Genomic DNA, 23,729 nt, shown 5'->3' on the forward strand with positions numbered 1-23,729 from the left:
GAAAAGCACCGCGGGAGCGGAGTGAAATAGAACCTGAAACCGTGCGCTTACAAAAAGTCAGAGCCCTCTATATGGGTGATGGCGTGCCTTTTGTAGAATGAACCGGCGAGTTACGTTCACGTGCAAGGTTAAGTCGGGAAGACGGAGCCGCAGCGAAAGCGAGTCTGAATAGGGCGCCATAGTACGTGGATGTAGACCCGAAACCGTGTGATCTACCCCTGTCCAGGGTGAAGGTGCGGTAACACGCACTGGAGGCCCGAACCCACGAATGTTGAAAAATTCGGGGATGAGGTGGGGGTAGCGGAGAAATTCCAATCGAACTCGGAAATAGCTGGTTCTCCCCGAAATAGCTTTAGGGCTAGCCTCGGTGTTGAGCATGCTGGAGGTAGAGCACTGATTGGGTGCGGGGCCCGCCAAGGGTTACCAAGTCCAGTCAAACTCCGAATGCCAGTCATGTATAACCGGGAGTCAGACGGTGAGTGCTAAGATCCATCGTCAAGAGGGAAACAGCCCAGATCATCAGCTAAGGTCCCCAAGTGTGTGTTAAGTGGGAAAGGATGTGGAGTTGCCCAGACAACCAGGATGTTGGCTTAGAAGCAGCCACCATTTAAAGAGTGCGTAATAGCTCACTGGTCGAGTGACTCTGCGCCGAAAATGTAACGGGGCTAAACACACCACCGAAGCTATGGCATGTACCAATAGGTACTTGGGTAGGGGAGCGTTGTGTATAGGTTGAAGTCAGACCGTAAGGACTGGTGGACAGTACACAAGTGAGAATGCCGGTATGAGTAACGAAAAGATCAGTGAGAATCTGATCCGCCGTAAGCCTAAGGGTTCCTGAGGAAGGTTCGTCCGCTCAGGGTAAGTCGGGACCTAAGGCGAGGCCGAAAGGCGTAGTCGAAGGACAACAGGTTGATATTCCTGTACCACCGTAAGCCGTTATGAGCAATGGAGTGACGCAGAAGGGTAGTGACGCGGACCGATGGATGTGTCCGTCCAAGCAGTGAGGCTGGTTTGTTGGCAAATCCGCAAACCGTAAGGCTGGGCTGTGATGGGGAGGGAAACTTATAGTACCGAAGGTCATGATCTCCAGCTGCCAAGAAAAGCTTCTAGCCAGGCGAAGGTGCCCGTACCGCAAACCGACACAGGTAGGCGAGCAGAGCATGCTAAGGCGCGCGGAGTAACTCTCGTTAAGGAACTCGGCAACATGACCCCGTAACTTCGGGAGAAGGGGTGCCTCGGTAGGGTGAATAGCCCGAGGGGGCCGCAGTGAAAAGGCCCAAGCGACTGTTTAGCAAAAACACAGGTCTGTGCGAAGCCGTAAGGCGAAGTATACGGGCTGACGCCTGCCCGGTGCTGGAAGGTTAAGGGGAGCGGTTAGGGGCAACCCGAAGCTGTGAACCGAAGCCCCAGTAAACGGCGGCCGTAACTATAACGGTCCTAAGGTAGCGAAATTCCTTGTCAGGTAAATTCTGACCCGCACGAATGGCGTAACGACTTGGGCGCTGTCTCAACGAGAGATCCGGTGAAATTTTAATACCTGTGAAGATGCAGGTTACCCGCGACAAGACGGAAAGACCCCATGGAGCTTTACTGCAGCTTGATATTGGACTTTGGTACGATCTGTACAGGATAGGTGGGAGCCTGGGAAGCCGGAGCGCCAGCTTCGGTGGAGGCACCGTTGGGATACCACCCTGATCGTATCGGAGTTCTAACCTGGTACCGTGATCCGGTACAGGGACCGTGTCAGGCGGGCAGTTTGACTGGGGCGGTCGCCTCCTAAAATGTAACGGAGGCGCCCAAAGGTTCCCTCAGAATGGTTGGAAATCATTCGCAGCGTGCAAAGGCATAAGGGAGCTTGACTGCGAGACCTACAAGTCGAGCAGGGACGAAAGTCGGGCTTAGTGATCCGGTGGTACCGAATGGAAGGGCCATCGCTCAACGGATAAAAGCTACCCTGGGGATAACAGGCTTATCTCCCCCAAGAGTCCACATCGACGGGGAGGTTTGGCACCTCGATGTCGGCTCATCGCATCCTGGGGCTGAAGTAGGTCCCAAGGGTTGGGCTGTTCGCCCATTAAAGCGGTACGCGAGCTGGGTTCAGAACGTCGTGAGACAGTTCGGTCCCTATCTGTCGTGGGCGCAGGAAATTTGAGAGGAGCTGTCCTTAGTACGAGAGGACCGGGATGGACGTACCGCTGGTGTACCAGTTGTTCCGCCAGGAGCACCGCTGGGTAGCTACGTACGGACGGGATAAGCGCTGAAAGCATCTAAGCGCGAAGCCCCCCTCAAGATGAGATTTCCCAGTATGTAAGACCCCTGGTAGACGACCAGGTTGATAGGTTCGGGGTGGAAGCGCAGCAATGCGTGCAGCTGACGAATACTAATCGGTCGAGGGCTTATCCTATGGATCAAGCCTAACGGGATATCGTCGCAAGACGATGAACGTTGGCGAGACATGGCGAGATGAATCTCAGTACGATTCGTTAGCCATGTAAGAAGCACGAATGGACTCAGCATCCAGCATATTGATTCGATCCAGTTTTCAAGGCGCAAGCCACGTCTTGAACAAGCGTAACGTTTGGTGGCGATGGCGGAAGGGAACCACGCGTACCCATCCCGAACACGACCGTTAAGCCTTCCAGCGCCGATGGTACTTGGACCGCAGGGTCCTGGGAGAGTAGGACGTCGCCAAGCACAGAGAGAAGCCTGATCTGCGAGCAATCGCCGGTCAGGCTTTTTTTCTATTCAGAATAAGCGCATGTGTGTTGGACAGAGGCGCATTTCGGACAAACCGTCTTTGCCCGATTATTTCCCTTCAATCCGCTCATACTAATCATCACCAAATCGGTCATTGGAGGTGAAGCAGATGAAGGGGAATCGAAGCATTCGAGTCGCATTGGCGTTCGCCGGAATCATGATGCTGGGGCTTGCCATCCCCGAAGGAAATGGAATTGCACCCGGAGCGCATATGCTGACGGCTTCCGAAGGTTGGAACACCGGTATCGAGAAACACCCGGATAATCTCCAAAAGCAGATTGATCACGCCCATTCCGTTGCTGAAAATACTTTAAAGACGCTTAAGGAACCTTTCAAAGTCAGCAGCACAGCCGCGGCAGCTGGTGCGAAGGAGCCGACCGGAATCGGTCAAAGGGCGGATTCGGCCAAAGGGCCTGTTGCCGAACCCGTCAGAGGCATCTACGTATCCGGCTACGCGGCAGGAAGCCCGAAGGCGATGGGAAGGCTTCGCGATCTGGCGAAGCGGACAGAAATCAATGCCATGGTCATCGATGTCAAAGATGATTACGGCTTGCTGACTTATCCTTCGAAAGTGCGGCTGGCTCATCGAATTGGAGCCGATCGCAGGCCTCTCATGGCTCAGCCTACGCAATTGATCGACGAGCTCCATGCCGAAGGGCTCTACGTGATCGGAAGGCTGGTCGTTTTCAAGGATGCCTGGCTGGCCAGCCGTGTACCGGATTGGGCACTGCATGAGCAGAGCGGCAAGGTATGGAGGGATTCCAAGGGGAAGGCCTGGATCAATCCTTATCGAAGCGAGGTATGGAATTATAATATTGCGATCGCCCAGGAAGCCGCCGAGCTGGGATTTGACGAGATTCAATTCGACTACGTCCGCTTCCCCGCCAATGGAAAGCGGGCAGAGGCAGTCATTGATTATGGCTCGCACGGGACAAACAAATCGGAAGCGATCGGGCAATTCCTCGGCCGTGCGAGGGATAAGCTGCATGGAAAGCCGATATCCGCGGATGTATTCGGCCTGGTTACATCCTCTTCGGATGATATGGGGATTGGCCAGACGTGGCGTTCGGTAGCTTCGAGCGTGGATGCCATTTCGCCGATGGTCTATCCTTCGCATTACTCGGCGGGCATGTATGGAATTCCACAGCCCGATCTCAATCCATCCGCTGTCATCCGAAAATCGATGAGCGACGCGGCTGCCCGCAACCGCTATCTGATCCAGAGCGGAATCAAGCCGGCTCAGATCAGGCCTTGGCTGCAAAGCTTTACGGCGACATGGCTGCATCCCCACCTTGCCTACGGAGAGAAGGAAATCCGGGAGCAGATTCGGGCCGCCCGCGAAGCAGGGGTCGATCAATATCTGCTCTGGAGTCCGCGCTGCATCTATCCTTTGACCGATGAACACCAAGGATGATCGGCATCTGCCGACTGCAGGCATACATCCAAGAGACACAAGGTCTGGCAAGAGGTGGAAGCGCCTCTGAAAATGACTATGAAAGCAAGATTCCGCTAGGTTGACAGCCCTATACCCCTCTGCTAAGATGGTCAATAATATATTTCGGCAAGCCATAACAAATAGGAGGAAATCATTCGTGTGGGAATCGAAATTCGCTAAAGAAGGCCTCACGTTCGACGATGTGCTGCTTGTACCCCGCCGCTCGGAGGTGCTGCCGCGCGCAGTCCAGGTCGGTACCCAGCTGAGCGACAGCGTCAAGCTGAACATCCCGCTGATCAGCGCGGGCATGGATACCGTAACGGAGGCTGCCTTGGCGATCGCGCTGGCGAGAGAAGGCGGCATCGGCATCATTCACAAGAACATGACGATCGCCCAGCAGGCGGAAGAGGTCGACCGCGTCAAGCGCTCCGAGAGCGGCGTCATCACGAACCCGTTCTCCCTGACTCCCGAGCATCATGTGTACGACGCGGAAGAGCTGATGGGCAAATACCGCATTTCCGGCGTGCCGATTGTCAACGAAGAGGGCAAGCTGGTCGGCATTTTGACGAACCGCGACCTTCGTTTCGTACATGATTACTCCATGAAAATCAAAGAAGTGATGACCCACGAAGAGCTGGTAACGGCTCCTGTGGGAACGACGCTGCAAGAAGCGGAAGTCTTGCTTCAGAAGCATAAGATCGAGAAGCTGCCGCTCGTAGACGAGACGAATACGCTTAAAGGCCTCATCACGATCAAAGATATCGAAAAGGCGATTCAATTCCCGAACGCAGCCAAGGACAAGCAGGGCAGGCTCTTATGCGGAGCTGCCGTCGGCATCTCCAAGGACACGGAAGAGCGCGCTGCGGCGCTCGTCGAAGCAGGCATCGACGTCCTGGTCGTGGACTCCGCGCACGGGCATCATATTAATATCATCGAAGCCGTCCGCAATTTGCGGAGCATTTACCCCGAGCTGACGATCATCGCGGGCAACGTCGCCACGGCCGAAGCGACGAGAGACCTGATCGAAGCTGGAGCCTCGGTCGTCAAAGTCGGCATCGGCCCCGGCTCCATCTGTACGACACGCGTCATCGCCGGCATCGGCGTGCCGCAGGTAACGGCGATCTATGACTGCGCCACGGCGGCACGCGAGTACAATGTGCCGGTCATCGCCGACGGCGGAATCAAGTATTCCGGCGACATCACCAAAGCGATCGCAGCCGGCGCCAGCGCGATCATGATCGGCAGCCTTTTCGCCGGCACGGAAGAAAGCCCGGGCGAATCGGAGATCTACCAGGGCCGCCGCTTCAAGGTTTATCGCGGCATGGGCTCCCTCGGCGCGATGAAGGAAGGCAGCAAGGACCGCTACTTCCAGGAGAACGAGAACAAGCTCGTGCCGGAAGGCATCGAAGGCCGCTTGCCTTACAAAGGGCCGCTGGCCGATACGGTCCACCAGCTGATCGGCGGCTTGCGAGCAGGAATGGGCTATTGCGGAACGGCGACCATAGAAGCGCTCAAGAACGATACCTCGTTCATCCGCATTACGGGCGCAGGTCTTCGCGAGAGCCATCCGCATGACGTGCAGATCACGAAGGAAGCCCCGAACTATTCGCTCTAGGAACAAGGATTAGATTTTTCTAAGAAGCAGTCCGCGCCGCGCGCGGACTGCTCTTTTTGCATGTCGGATAAAGCAAAAACATCCCCCGCCTCGTTAACGGTATGGTACAATAAAACCTGATTAATCCATGGTGAAGGAGAGAACAAATTGAAAGCAAGATTCGCTCCGGCTCTCGTGAAGCCGGTTGTCTCCGCCATCGTGGCGGCTACTCTCATTGCAGGCTCTTATATCGCTCCGGCTATTACTCCCGCGGCATCCGCGGCACCCAATACGAGCAGCAGCAACGCCCCGGCAGTCAGCAAAGACAATCCGCTTGGCCTGGCTGCCGATGCGGCCATCCTGATCGATGCCGACACGGGACAAGTCCTCTATTCCTATAACATTGACAAGCCTCTGCCTCCGGCAAGCATGACCAAGATGATGACGGAATATATGGTCCTCAACGCCGTCAAAAGCGGCAAGCTTAAGTGGGATCAGGAAATATCGGTCAGCAAGGAAGCGGCAAGCACGCCGAAGGACGGATCCCAGATCTATTTGGCGGAAGGCGATACCCATACGGTCAAGGAACTGTACACCGCTATGTCGGTCGCGTCGGCCAATGATGCGACTGTCGCGCTGGCTTCCTTCCTAGGAGGATCCGAGGCCGGCTTCGTCACCGAGATGAATGCCAAGGCTCAGGAGCTCGGCCTCAAGACGGCTCAGTTCACGAGCGCGACAGGTCTTCTCGATACGACCGTCATCGCAGCCAAGGATATGGCCAAGCTCGCCATGATCATATTGAAGGAAACTCCGGAATTCCTGGACTACTCCAAGATTCCTTCCGTCAAGTTCCGGGAACGGGACGCCAAGCCGATGATCAACAACGATTGGATGCTTGAAGGCAACAAAGGAAACACCAACTTCAAGCAGTATGTCTATGACGGCGTGGACGGCATGAAGACCGGCTATCTCAGCGCAGCGGGTTACTGCTTCACGGGAACGGTCAAGCGCGGAGACACCCGCCTGATCAGCGTCGTGTACCATACCAAGACCAAAGGCGCCCGTTTCCTCGAGACGCGCAAGCTGTACGACTGGGCTTTCAGCAACCTGGAGCGCAAAACGATCGTTCAGCCGAAAACCGTAGTAGAATCCGCCGCGGAGGCTACAATAACAAAAGGCAAAGCGAAAACCGTCGGCCTGGTGACGGAATCCGACTTCACGCTTATGGTGAAGAAAGGCGCGGCAGTCGAGCCGAAGATCATTGCCACGTCGATCCCCAAGACGGGCGAGCTTGTCGCTCCGGTCGCACAGGGACAGAAGATCGGAACGGTTACGTATAAGTATACGGATGCCGACACCGGCACAGCGGTTACGAAAGAGATCAATCTCATCGCCGCGGAAGGCGTGGAGAAGGCAGGCTGGTTCAAGCTGATGCTGCGCGGCATCGGAGGATTTTTCTCCGGGCTGTTCAAGGGCATCGTCGATTTGTTCTAATACGAACGGTTATAGCGGGATAAGCATGCTCAGCCGAACTGCGCGGAGCGCGGTCATACGGGTCTCGCTGACCGCGGGAGGAATCCGCCGGGAACGGGCAATAACACCTGAGGCTTTCCTGCAATAGTTTCATGCATGAGTTGTCGCCGCTTGGCGTACATGATAGAATTTGGGATAATCAACTCGGAAAAGTTGTCATCGCCCCGTCTTGGGCGAACAGACTATAGGAGGCTTTCAGACCATGTTGGAAACAGGAACATCGCGAGTTAAACGAGGTATGGCGGAAATGCAAAAAGGCGGCGTCATCATGGACGTCATGAACGCGGAGCAGGCCAAGATCGCCGAAGCGGCAGGCGCTACGGCAGTCATGGCCCTTGAGCGCGTGCCTTCGGATATCCGCGCCGCAGGCGGCGTAGCCCGCATGGCGGACCCGACTGTCCTCGAAGAGGTGATGAAGGTCGTTTCCATCCCGGTCATGGCCAAAGCCCGCATCGGCCATTATGTGGAAGCGCGCGTGCTGGAAGCGCTCGGCGCCGACTATATCGACGAGAGCGAAGTGCTCACGCCGGCCGACGAAGTGTTCCATATCGACAAGCGCGAATTCACGGTTCCGTTCGTATGCGGAGCCAAGGATCTGGGCGAGGCTCTGCGCCGCATCCAGGAAGGCGCATCGATGATGCGTACCAAGGGCGAGCCGGGAACGGGCAACATTGTTGAAGCCGTTCGCCACATGCGCCTGATCACGGGCCAGATCCGCAAGATCAAAGGCCTGTCCAAGGACGAGCTGTATGCGGAAGCCAAAAACCTGGGCGTCAACTACGAGCTGCTGCTCGATGTGCACGAGACGGGCAAGCTTCCGGTCGTCAACTTCGCTGCAGGCGGCGTGGCTACGCCATCCGATGCGGCTCTGATGATGCATCTGGGCGCTGACGGCGTATTCGTCGGCTCCGGCATCTTCAAGTCCGACAACCCGGAGAAATTCGCCCGCGCCATCGTGGAAGCGACGACTCACTATACGGACTACAAGCTGATCGCCGAAGTATCCAAAAACCTCGGCGGCGCGATGAAAGGCATCGAGATCTCCAAGCTGGCGCCGCATGAGCGCATGTCCGACCGGGGCTGGTAAGCGGCTGGCGGCAGAAAGAAAGAAGGCCTTAGCGAAATGACCCAGAAGATCGGTGTACTGGCGCTGCAGGGCGCCGTAGCAGAGCACATTCGCAGTCTCCAGGCTGCCGGCGCGGAAGCGGTCGCGGTCAAGCGAGTCGAAGATCTGGAGCAGCTGGACGGGCTTGTCATCCCTGGCGGCGAGAGCACGACCATCGGCAAGCTGATGCGCAAGTACGGCTTCATCGACGCGCTGCGCAAGTTCCATGAAGCGGGCAAGCCGCTGTTCGGAACGTGCGCAGGGCTTATCGTCTTGGCCAAGACGATCCAAGGGGGCGAGGAGCCTCATCTCGGCTTGATGGACATGACTGTCGTACGCAACGCATTCGGCCGCCAGCGCGAAAGCTTCGAGACGGAGCTCGCCATCCAAGGCATCGACAATCCGGTGCGAGCCGTGTTCATCCGCGCTCCATTGATCGGCGAGGTAGGCAGCGGCGTCGAGGTCCTCTCGACGCATAACGGCGAGATAGTCGCTGCCCGCGAAGGAACGCTGCTGGCGGCATCGTTCCATCCGGAGCTTACCGATGATTACAGCCTGCACGCCTACTTCGCGAACATGGTTCAAGAAGCGGCGCAGGTGAAGCGATAATCAATCCGTCAGGGTGGACGTTATAACGTCCGCCCTGATGTCTGTTTTTCAAGAATCAGAGAGGGGTGCCCCGACCGTGCTTGACGTACGACTGCTTAGAAATGAATATGACCGGGTAGCCAAAGCGCTGACCGACCGCAAGAAACCGCTGGACCTCATCTCCTCCTTCCCGGAGCTGGACGCGAAGCGCCGCGGAATATTGCAGGAAGGCGAAACGCTGAAGAACCGCCGCAACACGGTGTCTCAGGAAGTAGCCAAGCTGAAGAAAAACGGCGGCGACGCCGAAGCCCTCATCGTGGAGATGCGCGAGGTCGGCGACCGCATCAAGGAGCTCGACGAAGAGCTGCGCGTGCTGGACGAGGAGCTTGAGGCTCTTCTGCTCGCGATTCCGAACATGCCGAATGATAGCGTGCCCGTCGGCGGCGGCGAGGAAGACAACGTGGAAATCCGCCGTCATGGCGAGCCCCGCACGTATGAGTTCGAGCCGAAGGCCCACTGGGATCTGGCTGAAGGACTCGGCCTTCTCGACTTCGAGCGTGCGGCCAAGGTCACCGGCTCCCGGTTCGTCTTCTACACGGGTCTGGGCGCCCGCCTGGAGCGTGCTCTCCTCAACTTCATGATGGATCTGCACAGCGACCAGCACGGCTACTCCGAGGTGCTGCCTCCGCAGATCGTGAACCGCGACAGCCTGGTCGGAACCGGACAGCTGCCTAAGTTCGAAGAAGATTTGTTCAAAATCAAGGACAGCGAGTACTATCTGATTCCGACGGCGGAGGTTTCGGTAACGAACCTGCACCGGGAAGAAATCCTTGCCGCGGATGACCTTCCGAAGCGTTTTGTCGCCTTCAGCGCCTGCTTCCGTTCCGAAGCCGGAGCGGCAGGACGGGACACGCGCGGCCTGATTCGCCAGCATCAGTTCAACAAGGTGGAGCTCGTGAAGCTGGCCAAGCCCGAGGAATCCTATGACGAGCTCGAGTCCATGACGCAGAACGCCGAGCGCGTGCTGCAGCTGCTGGGCCTTCCCTACCGCGTGCTGCAGCTCTGCACCGGCGACATGGGCTTCTCGGCCGCGAAGACCTACGATCTCGAAGTTTGGCTTCCAAGCGCCAATACGTACCGCGAAATCTCCTCCTGCTCCAACTGCGAGGATTTCCAGGCGCGCCGTGCCGGCATCCGCTTCAAGCGCGACGCCAAGAGCAAGCCGGAGTTCGTGCACACGCTGAACGGCTCCGGTCTTGCGGTAGGCCGTACGGTCGCCGCAGTCCTGGAGAATTATCAGCAAGCCGACGGAACGATCCTCGTGCCTGAGGTGCTTCGTCCTTACATGGGCGGCATTGAGGTTATCGGTCCGCGCGGTTGATTGACTCTCTTCATGCTTGGAGCGCCATTCCTGGAAGGAATGGCGCTTTTTTTGCCTTGAATCGGTTGCCTAGAGGGAAACGGCTATGGTACAATGCTCAGGTATTGAACGATGGAGAGATACCGAAGCGGTCATAACGGGGCGGTCTTGAAAACCGTTAGGGTGCAAGCCCACGTGGGTTCGAATCCCACTCTCTCCGCCAATTCATTTCAACTAAAGCTCAAGCCCGGACAGGAATGTCCGGGCTTTTTTATTTTTGCTGCAGCAGGAGCCGATTGTCGTTCAGCCGTCAGGAAACATTTTGCAAGCATCTTCGTCATCCGCCGTATTAGGCCGTATCGAGGCATAGAAAACCTGATTTCGATGCAACCTACGGGATGGAGGTGGAAGGCCAATGAGCAATCCCGATATGCTTCAGCTGGACCAGTCCCGCTTGGTCGAGGCCTGGAATGAAACGCTCCCGACAACGATGAATGAGACCGACCGCTGCGAAGTCCATGCCGATGAAGAGGATCCGCGATCGCTGCGGGTCACGATCTTCGGCGCCGGGCATCAGATGTACTCGTACGACTTCAAGGTTACCTATGTGGACAGCCGGGAAGTTCAAGTGACGCTGATCGATGTCGATCAGGACAAGCAGACGATCGACGAGCGCAAGGAGCTCGTACAGGAGCAGGTAGCCGACTATATCCGGCATTTGCATGAATGCGCCCAGGCGCTGCATCGCTTGACCAAAGTCTGAGCAAAGGGGGAATGGGGCTTGACGAAGCAAAAAGGACCGGATAAAAACCTGCAGAATGTGGCCAAGGATCTCGAAATGGAGCCGGTGAACGCGCATAACGCCAACCAGCTGCAGCGCCAATCGGAGGACCGCAGGCATCAGGACAATCTGAACCATGGCGACGAGACCGATCTGGATCATCAATTGACCTGACCTTAGACAGCAAAAGGAGGAGAAGCCGATGAGCAAGCCGGACAGCATTCCGGTTCCCAATCCGGATGAAGACCGCAAGGCATCCCGCGACCGGGACCACGGACAGCCGCAGCAGCCGATGTCGGGCAGCAAGACGGTCAAAAACCGCAATCATGTCGACCATCACAATCCCGAGGGCAGTTAAGCCGGAAGGAAAAAGCGGGTGGGATCGAGGCCGTTCCCGTAGTGCGGGAGCGGTTTTTTTGATATGCAAATCATTACTCGAATCGAATAATTTTTTGATTACTTGTTCTCCCCCTTATTCAATTCCCATCGACAATGGTAGAATACAAAGAGTAGATTTCACGCAGGATTTCAAAGGAGGAAATACATTGAACGCGAAAAACCGGCCCTGGAAGCAAACGCTCGCAGTCCTGTCCGCTGCGGCGCTTGTAGCGGCCGCCGGATGCAGCAAATCCCCATCTCCGAAGGCAGAGCTCGAATCCGCCCTTGCGAGCATCGCAGCGGCTTCCTCTTACGCTTTCCATTCGACTGTTAATTTTGACGATCTTCAGCTCCCTTCCGGTCAGGCTGCAGGCGCAGCAACCGGCGAAGCCGCCAGCCTGCTGAAGGGAATGAACATAACGATGGACGGCGTCTACCAGAAGGATCCGATGCGCACGGACGCCAACGTCCAGCTGGCGCTTCCCGGCAATCCTCAGATGAATCTGACGCTGCCGATCATCATGACCGGCAGCAAGCTGTATGTGAAGGTTCCGTCGATACCGGCCCTGCCTGCGACCGCGCAGCTGGCGGACAAGTATGTCGTCATCGACACGGACAAGCTGGCCGAGGAGCAGGGCGAGCAAGCCGCGGCGCTGGATCCTGCGGTGCAGCAGAAGCTTATGCTGGAAGCCGGAGCTGCTTTCATCAAGCCTTTTGAAGAGAAGACCTACTTCAAGAGCTTGAAAGCGAAAGACGTGCAGGGTCTTCCTGAAGGCCTGGAGCCGGACTCCGTCTCCCAGTTCCTGATCGATTCCTCCAATGCCGAGGATGCGAAGGCGACTGCGGCGCAGAAGGCGATTCCTGCCGTGCTTGACGTGGTGCTCGGCAACGAGCAGTACCTGAAGGCGCTCGGCATGGACAAGGCGGAAGCGGAAGACAGCAAGAAACAGCTGCAAGATCCGCAATCGGAGCTGTCCAAGAAGCTGAAGGAACAGCTGAAGCTCAGCGAGGTCAAGGTGCTCGGAGCGGTCAAGGACGGCAAAATGGCCTACGAAAGCGTCGACGCCAACATCGAGTATGCCGGGGGCAAATCCGGTCCGCTCAAGCTCGTCATGCATTTCACGACATCATACAGCAAAGTCGGCGAGAAGGCTGCCTTTACGGGCGCCATTCCGACAGATGCGATTCCGGTCGAGCAGCTTGAAGCGGCGCTGCAAGGATCGGCCGCCAGCAAATAAAAACAGGTCTGAAGCCTTGCTTTAATCGACCCTGGAACCGCCTCGGCCCGAGGCGGTTTTTTTATGAAAAAAATCGAAAAGAGAAATCGTCTGGAATAAAAATGGAAGCGATTACTTTTTTCATTGACAGAGGAAAAACAGGAATGATATGCTAAATAATAGAAACATGCGCAAACGTTTGCACTATCGTTATCCTTTGGCCTTATTTAGGCCCTATTCTAATCTGGGGGGAAACAAGATGAAATGGCAGCGGATCATCCGCAACCGGAGCATAGGGGCCGTCATGGCCTGCCTGCTTGTTCTGCAACTGTTGGCCGGCATTGGACAGGCCTCGATTGTAAGCGCTAACAGCGAGGTGTCTGTTCCTCCTGCATCATCCAGCATCTATCAGGATCAGCCGGGCGGCACGTCCAGCTGGTATGTCGCCGGTACTGTGAACGACTGGAACAATGCCGACGCCAATTGGAAGTTCAAGCATCTGACGGGCGGCTTGTACGCCTATACGGCGGCGCTCGCTGCCGGCGATTACGAGTTCAAGCTGACCAAGAACGGCACCTGGGACGGCTTCGGCGACAACGGGAACAACTTCAAGCTTAAGCTGGACCAAGCGGAATCGGTCACCTTCTTCGTCAACGACGAAATCGGACAAGCCCGTATCTCGGTGCCTGGGGTGCACGGCCTGGCCCAATACGTTCCATCCCTGGATGATATGAAATGGCCTCGTCTGGTCGGAACCATGCAGAAGAAGCTCGGCGATCCCGCGGATTGGGATCCGGCCGGCGCGACATACCGGTTCCTCGACTACAACCTGGACGGCAGCGTGTACAAGCTCCAAGTCCAGCTGCCGGAAGGCCGGTATGAGGCCAAGGTTGCCTTTGGCCCGAGCTGGGAGGAGAACTACGGCGCGACAGGTCCAAACGGCGGCAATCTGAATATTGTCGGAGGCGACGATCTGTACGCCATCTTCAGCATCGACTACAAAGGAGATCAAAAGCTGAAGGCCGACACATTCCTTGCCGGCGGCGGTTCGAACGGCAAGATCAACAAGGACGCCATCCAGTTCGACAGCCGCTCGCTCACCTTCAAGAAGCCGTTCGGCGCCATCGCCGAGAACGGCGCGGACCTCACGCTCCGCGTGGCCGCTGCCAAGGACGACGTGCAGATGGCGCGGGTGGAGCTGACGAATGCAGAGGGCCTCGCATCGACGCACGAAATGCGCAAGGTGACGACCGTGGACGGCAAGGACTACTGGGAAGCGATCATTCCGAAGTCCGTCTTCACCGGAATCGGCATCTGGGGCTATAAATTCATCCTCATCGACGGCTCGGCCAAGCTGGAGCTCGGCGACGACAAGAACGGCACGTCCAGCCGCGGCGGGACGGGCATGGCCGCGGAGGACGGCGCCGTACCATTCGATCTGACGGTATACAAAGCCGATTACAAAACTCCGGACTGGATGAAGAACGCCGTCGTGTACCAGATCTTCCCGGACCGCTTCTTCGACGGGAATCCGGACAACAACCGCGCCAAGCTGGTGGACGGCTACCGCGGGGATCGGAACGAGAATCGGGTCGACAAGGACGCTCCGATCAAGCCGCTGCCTTTGCAATACTTTGACGGCGGAGTAGCGAACGACCCTGCTCCCGGACAAGTCGCGGGACAGTGGAGCGACGTGCCGGAAAATCCGGACCGCGTGAAGCCGGAGAACAAGCCGTATTACCCGAACGCGACTTCGGACGGCACCTGGACCAACGAATTCTACGGCGGGGATATCCAGGGCATCGGGATGAAGCTGGATTACCTGCAGTCTCTCGGCGTGACGGCGATCTACCTCAACCCCGTCGCATGGGCGGCGTCCAACCACAAATACGATGCCACCGACTACAAGCATCTGGACCCGATGTTCGGCGAGCCGGTGTACAACAAGCCTGGCGATCCGGCCTCAGGCCTCAACTATGAGGAGACGCGCAAGGCGTCGGACAAGGTGTTCATCGACTTCTCCAAGGCCGTCAAGGCCAGGGGCATGCATCTCATCACGGACGGCGTGTTCAACCACGTCGGCGACGACAGCATTTATTTCGACCGCTACGGCAAATATCCGGAGATCGGCGCTTACGAGTATTGGGCGAAGGTCTACGACTTGCAAAACGCGGCAAAGGATAAAGGAGAGAGCCTCGACAAGGCGGCAGCCGAGCAGCAGGCCCGTGCTTTCTTCACGGGCAAGATGAACCCCGCGACGGGCAAGAACTACGAATACCCGGCCGACTTCGGCTTCATCGACTGGTTCACGGTCGAGAACGTGAAGGTGGCGGACAAGGACAGCACGAGCACGCATTACAAATACGACGCCTGGTGGGGCTACGATTCCCTGCCGGCGATGGATGCCAAGACGCCGCAGCCTGGCGACGCGGACGCGATCGGCTCCTCCGAGGAGCAGCATGAATGGAACAATATCGGCTACCGCGAAGCGGTCATCGGCCACGACTTGAGCGGCAAATCCGCCGAGGATGCCGAAGCGGCCATGCAGAACGTCGTCTCGCAGCGCTGGCCTTGGATGGGCTCCGGCGGCTGGCGGCTGGACGTCGCTCCGGACGTATCGACCGGAACCTGGCAGAAGTTCCGCGAAGCCGTCAAGTCGACGGCGGGCCTCAAGGACGCAGGCGGCAACGATATCGAGGATCCGATCATTTTGGGCGAGGAGTGGGGCGTGGCGACTCATTACCTGCTCGGAGACCAATTCGACTCCGTCATGAACTATCGCTTCCGCGGCGCGCTGCAGGCGTTCCTCATCGGCGGCGATGCCAAAACCTTCAACGATACGCTTGAGTCCATCCGCGAGGATTACCCGGAGCAGGCATGGCAGGCGATGCTCAACCTGGTGGATTCCCATGATACGACGCGTTCCATCACGAAGCTGATGTTCCCGAACTACGAGGAGGAGCATCTGGTCATCGCCAAGGATGCGGACGACAAGGCGCTCAAGCAGCAGGCGCTGGTCGCTCTGTTCCAGATGGGCTATCCGGGCGCGCCGACGATCTATTACGGCGACGAGGTCGGAGTGACCGGCACGAAGGATCCGGATTCCCGCCGTACGTTCCCGTGGGAGCGGGTCGTGGAGAGCGAAGGTCCTGACGGCAAAAGCTATTCGGCAACCGGCTCTTATGCCGGACTGCTGGACTCCTATCAAAAGGCGGCCAAGCTCCGCGAGTCGGAGGCGGTGCTGAGAACGGGCGATCTGAAGGCGGTCTACGCTACCGGCGACGCCATCGCTTACGCCCGCAAGAACGACACGAAGGCCGCGCTCGTCTCCATCAACCGCGGGGATGCCGCGCAGAAGATCACGGCCGACGTGACGGGCTACCTGCCGGACGGCCTGACGCTTGTCGACGGCCTGGGCAGCGGCATCAGCGCCGTCGTAACCGGAGGCAAGCTGGAATACACGCTGCCGGCTCTCTCCGGCGTCATGATGATTTCCGAAGGCGCTCTGTCGCCTGTCGCGGAAGTCGGCGGCCTGCTGGCCAAGGCGGGCAATGGCAGCGTCGAGCTTTCCTGGAATGCCGTTGACGGCGCCGAGGGCTACCGCGTCTACCGTTCGCTGATCGACGGCGGCAAGCTGGAGCTGGCCGGCACGAGCACGGAAGCGGCATTCACCGATACGGCCGTAACCAATGGAACGAAGTACTATTACAGCGTTGCTGCCTTCCAAGGCGCTTCCGAAGGCTTGCCGGGCCCAACCGTGTCGGCGACCCCGGCCTATCCCATCACGGAAGTGTCGGCCGTATCGACCGTCGCTGCGGACGTCTATCTCGGCGTAGGCCGGACGACGGGCGAGCTGACCGTATCCGTGAAGGCTCCCGGCCTGACGGACCGGGGAGACGGCCTGCAGCCGGCCGGTCTCATCGGCAAGCTGATGTATTTCCCGGACGGCTCGGCCAAGGCCGAGGCGGCTTCCAAGCCGCTGAAGTTCAAGGCGGACGGAGCCGACGGGGACAAGGTGTACGCGGCTTCCTTCGAGCCGCTGCAAGCGGGCGTGTACCATTATTACGCCGCCTTCTCTGCCGATAACGGAGAGACCTGGACGGAATCCACGGGGCTGTCGCATGTCACGGTGTTCCCGAATGAGGACACGGATGCGCCGGCACCTCCGGCGCTCGCCGCCATTACGGTGGAATCCAGCCGGGCGGTGCTGAACTGGACGAGCGAAGATGACTCCGTCTATGGCTTCGAAATCTACCGAGCTGCCGGAGCGGATGGCTCCTTCGTCCGGATCGCCTCGGTTACGGGCGGCAAGCGCAGCTATACCGACTTTACGGTGAGCAACGATACGACCTATCGCTACAAGGTCGCGGCCTATGACATGGCGTACAACCGCAGCTTCTCGGAAGAGCAGAGCGTGACGCCGAAGCTGGTCATGGTGGATGTGACGCTCCGTCTCCATCTGCCGGATTATACGCCAAGCACGGATGACATCACCATCGCCGGCGATTTCAACGGCTGGAACGTGACGTCGACGAAGCTGAACGTGCCGAGCGGCGCGACGAACCGCAGCGTGGTGGAATATACGTTCAAGATGATGGCCGGCAAGTCGATCCAGTACAAATACGCCCGCGGCGACTGGGACAAGGAAGCTCTCACCAGCCACAAGCATCTTGCCGGGGATACGACGGATCCGGGGAACTGGGCCTACAGCTCCACCGATACGAATATGCAGCTTCAAATTTCCAATCAGGGCGGCAACCGAATGGTCGTCGACGACTACGTCCTCCGCTGGGTGGACATGCCGTTGATGGTTCTGCAGCCGCGCATTTCCTACGGGGAGGACATTCGCTACTCCACGGATGAGAACCATTGGACGCTTAGCGCCAACGTTCCGTACGGCGTAGCCTTCACGATCAACAACCAGCCGATCGCGGACGGAGCTATGGATGCACAAGGCAATGTGTACCTGAAGAACATTCCTCTGATGCCCGGAGAGAACAAGTTCGTGCTCCATATCGAACCGACTCAAGAGACTCTGAACCTGCCGTTCTACACGGATAAAGGGCGGGCAAGCCAAGCAACCAAGACGATCAATGTCGTCATTGACCGCTCTTCGGGCGAAGCGACGCCAAGCGCGAAGCCGAGCGAGGCGCCAAGTGCGACGCCGAGCGAGTCGCCGAGTGCGACGCCAAGCCCGAGCAGCCCGCCTTCGACGCCGGCACCGACTGCTGCTCCCAGCGCTTCTCCGTCTCCAACGCCGGTCGGGCAGACCTTCTCGATCTTGGCTGCCGACCTCAAGCCGGATACAGGCGGCGAAGTGAACGTGACGCTGGGCGAGGCCGTCCAGACGGTGCTGATCCCTAGAGAAGCCGCCGGTCTGGCCGCAGGCTCCGTGCTGCGGATCCATAAGGGCACAACCACGATCGTGCTGCCGCAGGAGCTGTTGGCCGCAGCGGCTGCGGAAGGCAAGGGCAGCCTTGTCCTCCGTTTGGATGAAGTCTCCGGCACAGAGGCGGACGCTCTTCTGGCCGGGCTCAAGAAGCAAGGCCGATTCGGCAGCCTCGCGGCGATCGGCTCTGCCATTAAGGCCAGACTGCTCGTCCAGAACGGAGATTCCGAGCAGGCGGTATCCGCAAAGGGAATGAAGCTGAGCTTCAAAGCGGCTTCCGCGGCGGACGGGAAGACGGCCAACGTATACCGGATCGACGGAACCGGAACCGGGACCTATGTCCGCGGAACGTGGAACGGCGCCGACGGCAGCTGGACCGTTCCGGCCGACGGCAGCTCCGCTTATGCGCTGCTGCATGCCGGCCGCGAATTCGCCGATCTCCCTGCCGGACATTGGTCGGCAGCCGCCGTCCAGTTCCTGGCGGCCCGCGAGCTCGTGAACGGCGTCTCGGAGCAGCAGTTCGCTCCGAACAAGGCCGTCACCCGCGCGGAATTCGCTTCCATGCTCGCCCGAATCCTGGAGCTGAAGCCGGGCAGCGCCAAGCCTTTCGCGGATGTAGGCGAGAACGCCTGGTACGCGGATTCCATCAGCGCCGCCTATGACGCCGGCATCATCGGCGGCAGGGGCCGTGATGCCTTCGCTCCGGGAGCGTCCGTTACCCGCGAGGAAATGGCCGTCATGCTGATGCGCGCTTATGCATACGGAATCAAAGAAGGCATTCTGACGGCTGTGCCGTCGAATCCGTCCGTTCCATCCTTCAAGGACGAGTCCGCCATCAGCGGCTGGGCAGCGAAGGATGTCCTTGCAGCCGCAGGCCTTGGACTGCTCGGAGGACGGGACAACGGCTCCTTCGCTCCGGGCGATCAGCTGACCCGCGCGGAAAGCGCGGCGGCGCTCTACCGCTTGCTGAGCCGATAAGATCAAAAAAAGAGGCTTGGGGATCATCCCAAGCCTCTTTGCCATTCATTCCATCCAGCGGCCGGCAGGTTCCGCACTATCCTTGTCCTTGGCGGCTCATCACGAGCAGTACGACTGCGGCGATGACGGCCAGGCAAGCCAGTGTAAAAAAGGCGATTTTCCAAGGGCTGCGCGGAGCGTGGCCGGATACAAGCCCGGTCTGCCCGTTGACCATGAAGCGGTACGGCTTGGATTTGTACGTATAGGTCGCGTTCCATACCGGCAGCAGCAGATGCTTGTAGGTCTGGTTGGCGTACCGGGTGCTGATGCTCAGATTGCTGATCTCGTCACCTCCGATCTGGGAGCGGACAGCGCTTTCCACCGAGGAGGCGATTCTCGCCTTGGCCAGCTCCCAGCCCCGGGAGCGGCCGATCGAATACCGCTCGGCGACATAACCGCTGAGATAGTCCGGCTTGTAGCCGAGCAGTCCGTCCAGACGGAAGTCGCCGAGCCGGTCCAGCAGCTTGGCGTCGTATTGGCCGGAAGCGGGAATGAGGACATCGTCGAAGAAATGGTCGTAGCTGCCGCTTACGAAATGCCAGACCGTATAGCGCTCCTGCTCGGTATACGTTTCGGTTTTGCCGTCTACCGTCCGGGTGCGGGTCACAGTCCGGTAATGATAATCGCCCCGCTGGGCGGAGTAGGAGGAGTCCGTGTCCGTATCATACGTCCAATAGGGGATATAGATTCCCGTCAGCCTGGCGGCCGTGCGCTCCCGCTTGAAGGCATTGGGCAGAAACCAGCGCTTCTTCTTCCAGGACCGGAAGGAAGCCTCCGCAGCATCGCTGTCGACATGGAAGGGAATGAGCGATTCCGGACGGATGCTCGCCGTCTCCGGCTGCGGCAGCACCTTGGGAGAGCCGCAAAACGCGCATACCGTCGCCGTCTGCTGCGCGGGAATGAGGCTCTCGCCGCCGCAATTGCCGCATTTGACCGCGACCTGGGCGATGCCCCAGTCCGTGTCGGCATCGTCCTTGCCGTCCTCGAGATCATGCTCGCTGGGCGGGGTGCGGTCTTCTTCGATTTTCTGCAAGCGGCCGCAGTATTGGCATTTGAGCTGCTGGCTGCCGACATCGAACAGCATGGGACCTCCGCATCCGGCGCAAGGAAAAGCAACGACCTCCGGAACCTTGACTTCTTCGGCCATCGGAATCTACACCTTGGTTCCGCAGTTGGAGCAGAACTTCGCGCCGGGCGCGAGCGGCTGGCCGCATTCGGAACAGAACTTCTTGCTTCCGGGAGCGGAGCCTGAATCCGTCGCCGCGCCGCTCGCGGCGGAGCCGCCTCCGGAGGAGCTGGTCCCTGCGGCGCCGCTTGCGCCGCCTCCAGCGTGACTGCCGCCCGCTGCCGAAGGGCTGCCGGAGCTTTCTTCGCCTTGCTGCGACAGCATCCGGCCCATCGCCTGGCCCATCGCCATTCCGGCTCCGAGGCCGATGCCGGCGCCGGCGCCTCCGTCCGGGTTGTTGGCCGCCTCCCGGATCGCTTCGGCGGATTGGTACTTCATATAGGTGTCCAGATTGCCCACGATTCCCATGGACGATCTGCGGTCGATGGCGCGCTCCACTTCTTCGGGGAGCGACAGGTTCTCGATCGTGAGGGCGGTGAGTCCAAGCCCCATGGAGGCGAATTGGGGCTGCAGCTTGGCGGCCGCGGCGCTGCCGAGCTCGTCATACGATGCGGCGAGATCGATGACGGGAATCCGCGATTCGCCCAGCAGGTCGCTGATTCCGGACACGATGACGGATTTCAGGTAGCTCCCGACATTTTCCGCCGAGAAGGCCGCTTGGGTGCCGAAGATTTCCCGGAGAAACACCGCCGGATCATGGACCTTCAGGGCGTAGTTGCCGAAGCCGCGCAGCCGCACCATGCCGAACTCCGCATCCCTCATGATGACCGGGTTGGAGGTCCCCCACTTGAGCTGCGTGAAGTTGCGCGTGCTGACGAAGTAGACGTCGGCCTTGAACGGCGAGTTGAAGCCGTACTTCCACGATTTGAGGGCGGTCAGAACCGGCATGTTCTGCGTGCTCAGCGTATAGGTGCCGGGACCGAAAACATCGGCGATCTGGCCTTCGTTGACGAAGACGGCCGCCTGAGACTCGCGCACGACGAGCTTGGCTCCCATTTTGATGGCATTGTCGTAGACGGGGAAACGGTAGACCATGGAGCCGGTGTCATCCAGCCACTCGATCACTTCGATGAATTGGCCCTTCAGAAAATCGAAAAGTCCCATGCGACGCCTCCGATCGGTAAGGTTTTACCCTATTATAAACGCTGGATGGGCCGATTCGACACCGTTTGGTAAAAAGAACGGAGGGAACAACAAAAAAACCGCTGCCTCAGGCACCGGTTGTAAGGGTTTGTGATGGTCGAGACGACAGGATTTGAACCTGCGACCTCTTGCTCCCGAAGCAAGCGCTCTACCAAGCTGAGCCACGTCTCGAAAACTTTGCAAAAAAATAATAGCATGGATGCAAAGGAGCTGTAAAGATGGAAGAAGCCCTTCATCCAAAGGACGAAGGGCTCACGCTCATTTGCACACGTATTCGGTCAAAACGGCTTGAAGCTCGTAAATATTGAGAGACTTGTTGAACGTCTTCGAGACCGGCGTCGGACTGCCGGATACCCAGAACTTCAGCTCGGCGTCCAGATCGAAGTGGCCGGCGGTCTCGACAGCGAAATGCGTAATGCTTTTGTACGGGTACGAATGGTACTCCGTCTTCTTGCCGGTCAGTCCCTGCTTGTCGATGAGGATCAGCCTGCGGTCGGTGAACAGGAACATGTCTCGTATCAGCTTGTAGGCTTTCTCCACGCGTTCGTTCCGGCCCAGCATATGCTGAAATTCCTTCTGCACCTCGGCAGGAGCAAGCTCGGATGCATTTCCCATCAGCCCGTCGAATAAGCCCATTGATCATCGCCCTTTCCTTCATTCCGCTTTCCCCTTCTAACGCGCCATGAGGGAAAAAGTTCCATTTATACGGGGAAGGAAATAAAAAAGAACCGCACAAGCGTACGGTTCCCGATCATTTAAGTAGAAATGGCGCGCCCGATACGATTCGAACGTACGACCTGCAGTTTAGGAAACTGTCGCTCTATCCTGCTGAGCTACGGGCGCGCGGTAAACCTTGTTATATCAACAATTATTCAATTCGACCAAGAACAACAGACTGCGTTTCGACCTACAGTCTCATGATACTTATACACACAATCTATTATATCATAATGGACTGTTATATGGGCGTTTACTTTACTCATTGGCGCTAGAAGCGTGAATAACTTCCTGTCTCACTACTATCTGATATGGGGAGTGGGGAGATGGTATACAGCCGACTTGACGTTCACTCCGATCGTAGCGGGTTTAACACACCTACACAGAGTCCCGTCTTAATCTGGGGGCGATACGAAACGTTCTCTTACTGCGAAGCAAGAGTGTAATTACCTCACAATTCTGTACAACATTACATCGCTTATCGTCTCTCCTGCCAAACGAAAGTAAATGTCCCATTCGCAAACACTATACAAAATGAACGGCTCTCTGAGATTCCTCAGAGAGTTTTTTGTTTTACCTTCAACCTTCACAGAAAGGAGATGGTTCAAATGAATGACAACAAGTTGCGCGGATTAATACGAGAGTATCGAAAGAAACATGGAGCATCACTTACCTTTATTGCTTCCGCTTGTGGCGTTTCACGAGAACATCTAAGCAGATGGATGCACAGTGAGTCTTATCCAATATCGCTTAAACTCAGGACCAAAATCAGATCAATTATCAATCGACTGGGCTAACACTTCGGGGCAATAACTCGGAGTGTTTTTCTTTTTTATCAGAAAATATGATATGAAAGGATGATTTGAATGAGAAACACGAAAGCTAGTAGAGTCAAGGAAAAAGTATGCGTTAATGAAGGCTGTAAAAGTGGTGGCAAGTTGATCTCAGTACGGCGATTCCGCAAAGGAAGTCGTGTATGCAAGGACTGTTGTTCTAAGATCGGTATCAAAAATAACCATAAAAGAATCAATCGAATTATTGAGGAACGTCTCATTACAATGGATATTATCCAACAAGATGAGATTCAGTTTGCAAACTTACTTTATCGTTCCTGCGAGAGTGCGATCAAGACAAGAAAATATAGTAAGAATTATGCGAACATAGTTTGTGATTGGACTGACGCTGTAGCAATGATGATTGATCTCATTTGCACAAAGGAACAGTTTTGGGGTCAATGGAAAGATCAAAGTTCGATTTATTTGGATAGTGATAAGCAGTTGTCCATGAGACCAACTTTAGACCGAATTGATGAACGCGGTCACTACACGTTAAGCAATATTCAAATGCTGTCTTATAGTGAAAACTCGAAAAAGGCGAGATTAAAGGACACCAAATAACCCCCAATTTTAGCCATTTATAAGAAAAATCCCAATCGCTTTTAGATTGGGATTTTTCACATTACAAGGAGATGATTTTATTAAGTTATTACTCGACAAGCAAGCATACACCCACAAGCCACAAGGTACAGAAGCAGGAAAGATTAGCAACCGAATTGCAAGTTGTGAAGTAGATATTACACTAGATGA

At 57.2% G+C, this 23,729-nt stretch carries 15 protein-coding genes, 3 tRNA genes and 2 rRNA genes (1 of these 20 cut by a window edge); 15 read left to right on the forward strand and 5 right to left on the reverse strand.

Going from position 1 to position 23,729, the window contains the following annotated elements; translation table 11 throughout:
- The 14 genes from VE23_RS17255 to VE23_RS17315 all read left to right on the forward strand — a co-directional run.
- A 23S ribosomal RNA gene (locus VE23_RS17255) occupies window positions 1-2,407 on the forward strand; it begins 522 nt to the left of the window's first position.
- Between the two features lie 173 nt (window positions 2,408-2,580).
- Window positions 2,581-2,697, forward strand: a 5S ribosomal RNA gene (rrf, locus tag VE23_RS17260).
- A 172-nt stretch (window positions 2,698-2,869) separates the two neighbouring features.
- A complete protein-coding gene (locus VE23_RS17265) occupies window positions 2,870-4,174 on the forward strand; it encodes a putative glycoside hydrolase (protein ID WP_232316984.1) in 1,305 nt (434 codons plus the stop codon).
- Window positions 4,175-4,352: 178 nt separating this feature from the next.
- Window positions 4,353-5,810, forward strand: coding sequence for an IMP dehydrogenase (gene guaB, locus VE23_RS17270; RefSeq protein WP_048745941.1), 1,458 nt, complete (start codon window positions 4,353-4,355; stop codon window positions 5,808-5,810).
- Between the two features lie 147 nt (window positions 5,811-5,957).
- Window positions 5,958-7,283, forward strand: a complete 1,326-nt coding sequence (locus tag VE23_RS17275) for a D-alanyl-D-alanine carboxypeptidase family protein (protein WP_232312970.1) — start codon at window positions 5,958-5,960, stop codon at window positions 7,281-7,283.
- Window positions 7,284-7,524: 241 nt separating this feature from the next.
- The gene (gene pdxS, locus VE23_RS17280; RefSeq protein WP_200801164.1) at window positions 7,525-8,409 is read left to right on the forward strand and encodes a pyridoxal 5'-phosphate synthase lyase subunit PdxS; all 885 of its coding nucleotides are present in this window, start codon (window positions 7,525-7,527) and stop codon (window positions 8,407-8,409) included.
- A gap of 36 nt (window positions 8,410-8,445) precedes the next feature.
- Window positions 8,446-9,036, forward strand: coding sequence for a pyridoxal 5'-phosphate synthase glutaminase subunit PdxT (pdxT, locus tag VE23_RS17285; RefSeq protein WP_021879960.1), 591 nt, complete (start codon window positions 8,446-8,448; stop codon window positions 9,034-9,036).
- Window positions 9,037-9,112: 76 nt separating this feature from the next.
- A complete protein-coding gene (serS, locus tag VE23_RS17290) occupies window positions 9,113-10,396 on the forward strand; it encodes a serine--tRNA ligase (protein ID WP_048745940.1) in 1,284 nt (427 codons plus the stop codon).
- A gap of 113 nt (window positions 10,397-10,509) precedes the next feature.
- Window positions 10,510-10,598: transfer RNA gene (locus VE23_RS17295), tRNA-Ser, on the forward strand.
- 192 nt (window positions 10,599-10,790) lie between these two features.
- Entirely contained in the window at window positions 10,791-11,138 is a 348-nt protein-coding gene (locus tag VE23_RS17300; RefSeq protein WP_021879958.1) for a hypothetical protein, read from the forward strand.
- A gap of 18 nt (window positions 11,139-11,156) precedes the next feature.
- Window positions 11,157-11,330: a hypothetical protein gene (locus tag VE23_RS27105; protein WP_021879957.1), complete on the forward strand. Its 174-nt coding sequence runs from the start codon at window positions 11,157-11,159 to the stop codon at window positions 11,328-11,330.
- Between the two features lie 28 nt (window positions 11,331-11,358).
- The gene (locus VE23_RS17305; protein WP_048745939.1) at window positions 11,359-11,514 is read left to right on the forward strand and encodes a small acid-soluble spore protein P; all 156 of its coding nucleotides are present in this window, start codon (window positions 11,359-11,361) and stop codon (window positions 11,512-11,514) included.
- A 187-nt stretch (window positions 11,515-11,701) separates the two neighbouring features.
- Complete coding sequence (locus VE23_RS17310; protein WP_049868656.1) at window positions 11,702-12,772, forward strand: hypothetical protein; 1,071 nt, start codon at window positions 11,702-11,704, stop codon at window positions 12,770-12,772.
- Between the two features lie 238 nt (window positions 12,773-13,010).
- Entirely contained in the window at window positions 13,011-19,118 is a 6,108-nt protein-coding gene (locus VE23_RS17315; protein WP_049868657.1) for an alpha-amylase family glycosyl hydrolase, read from the forward strand.
- 76 nt (window positions 19,119-19,194) lie between these two features.
- On the opposite strand, the gene VE23_RS17320 is transcribed toward VE23_RS17315, so the two are convergent.
- From VE23_RS17320 to VE23_RS17340, 5 genes are all read right to left on the reverse strand, one after another.
- Entirely contained in the window at window positions 19,195-20,304 is a 1,110-nt protein-coding gene (locus tag VE23_RS17320; protein WP_049868658.1) for a hypothetical protein, read from the reverse strand.
- Window positions 20,305-20,310: 6 nt separating this feature from the next.
- Entirely contained in the window at window positions 20,311-21,387 is a 1,077-nt protein-coding gene (locus VE23_RS17325; protein WP_049868659.1) for an SPFH domain-containing protein, read from the reverse strand.
- A 133-nt stretch (window positions 21,388-21,520) separates the two neighbouring features.
- Window positions 21,521-21,597 (reverse strand) — tRNA-Pro (locus VE23_RS17330).
- An 87-nt stretch (window positions 21,598-21,684) separates the two neighbouring features.
- Complete coding sequence (locus VE23_RS17335) at window positions 21,685-22,062, reverse strand: PH domain-containing protein (protein ID WP_021881280.1); 378 nt, start codon at window positions 22,060-22,062, stop codon at window positions 21,685-21,687.
- A gap of 130 nt (window positions 22,063-22,192) precedes the next feature.
- Window positions 22,193-22,269: transfer RNA gene (locus VE23_RS17340), tRNA-Arg, on the reverse strand.
- 740 nt (window positions 22,270-23,009) lie between these two features.
- Here VE23_RS17340 and VE23_RS26600 point away from each other — a divergent pair.
- Window positions 23,010-23,540 (forward strand): hypothetical protein, encoded by a 531-nt coding sequence (locus VE23_RS26600; protein WP_157053985.1) that lies wholly within the window; start codon window positions 23,010-23,012, stop codon window positions 23,538-23,540.
- Window positions 23,541-23,729: the final 189 nt, after the last annotated feature.

Source organism: Paenibacillus sp. D9, assembly GCF_001188365.1.
Taxonomy (GTDB): Bacteria; Bacillota; Bacilli; order Paenibacillales; family Paenibacillaceae; genus Paenibacillus_O; species Paenibacillus_O humicus.

What these genes read in the sequence shown, in the direction of transcription:
- VE23_RS17265 (WP_232316984.1), top strand. Translation starts at nt 2,870, where the DNA reads ATGAAGGGGAATCGAAGCATTCGAGTCGCATTGGCGTTCGCCGGAATC.
- pdxS (WP_200801164.1), top strand. Translation starts at nt 7,525, where the DNA reads ATGTTGGAAACAGGAACATCGCGAGTTAAACGAGGTATGGCGGAAATG.
- pdxT (WP_021879960.1), top strand. Translation starts at nt 8,446, where the DNA reads ATGACCCAGAAGATCGGTGTACTGGCGCTGCAGGGCGCCGTAGCAGAG.
- VE23_RS17300 (WP_021879958.1), top strand. Translation starts at nt 10,791, where the DNA reads ATGAGCAATCCCGATATGCTTCAGCTGGACCAGTCCCGCTTGGTCGAG.
- VE23_RS17305 (WP_048745939.1), top strand. Translation starts at nt 11,359, where the DNA reads ATGAGCAAGCCGGACAGCATTCCGGTTCCCAATCCGGATGAAGACCGC.
- VE23_RS17315 (WP_049868657.1), top strand. Translation starts at nt 13,011, where the DNA reads ATGAAATGGCAGCGGATCATCCGCAACCGGAGCATAGGGGCCGTCATG.
- VE23_RS17320 (WP_049868658.1), bottom strand. Translation starts at nt 20,304, where the DNA reads ATGGCCGAAGAAGTCAAGGTTCCGGAGGTCGTTGCTTTTCCTTGCGCC.
- VE23_RS17325 (WP_049868659.1), bottom strand. Translation starts at nt 21,387, where the DNA reads ATGGGACTTTTCGATTTTCTGAAGGGCCAATTCATCGAAGTGATCGAG.
- VE23_RS17335 (WP_021881280.1), bottom strand. Translation starts at nt 22,062, where the DNA reads ATGGGCTTATTCGACGGGCTGATGGGAAATGCATCCGAGCTTGCTCCT.
- VE23_RS26600 (WP_157053985.1), top strand. Translation starts at nt 23,010, where the DNA reads ATGAGAAACACGAAAGCTAGTAGAGTCAAGGAAAAAGTATGCGTTAAT.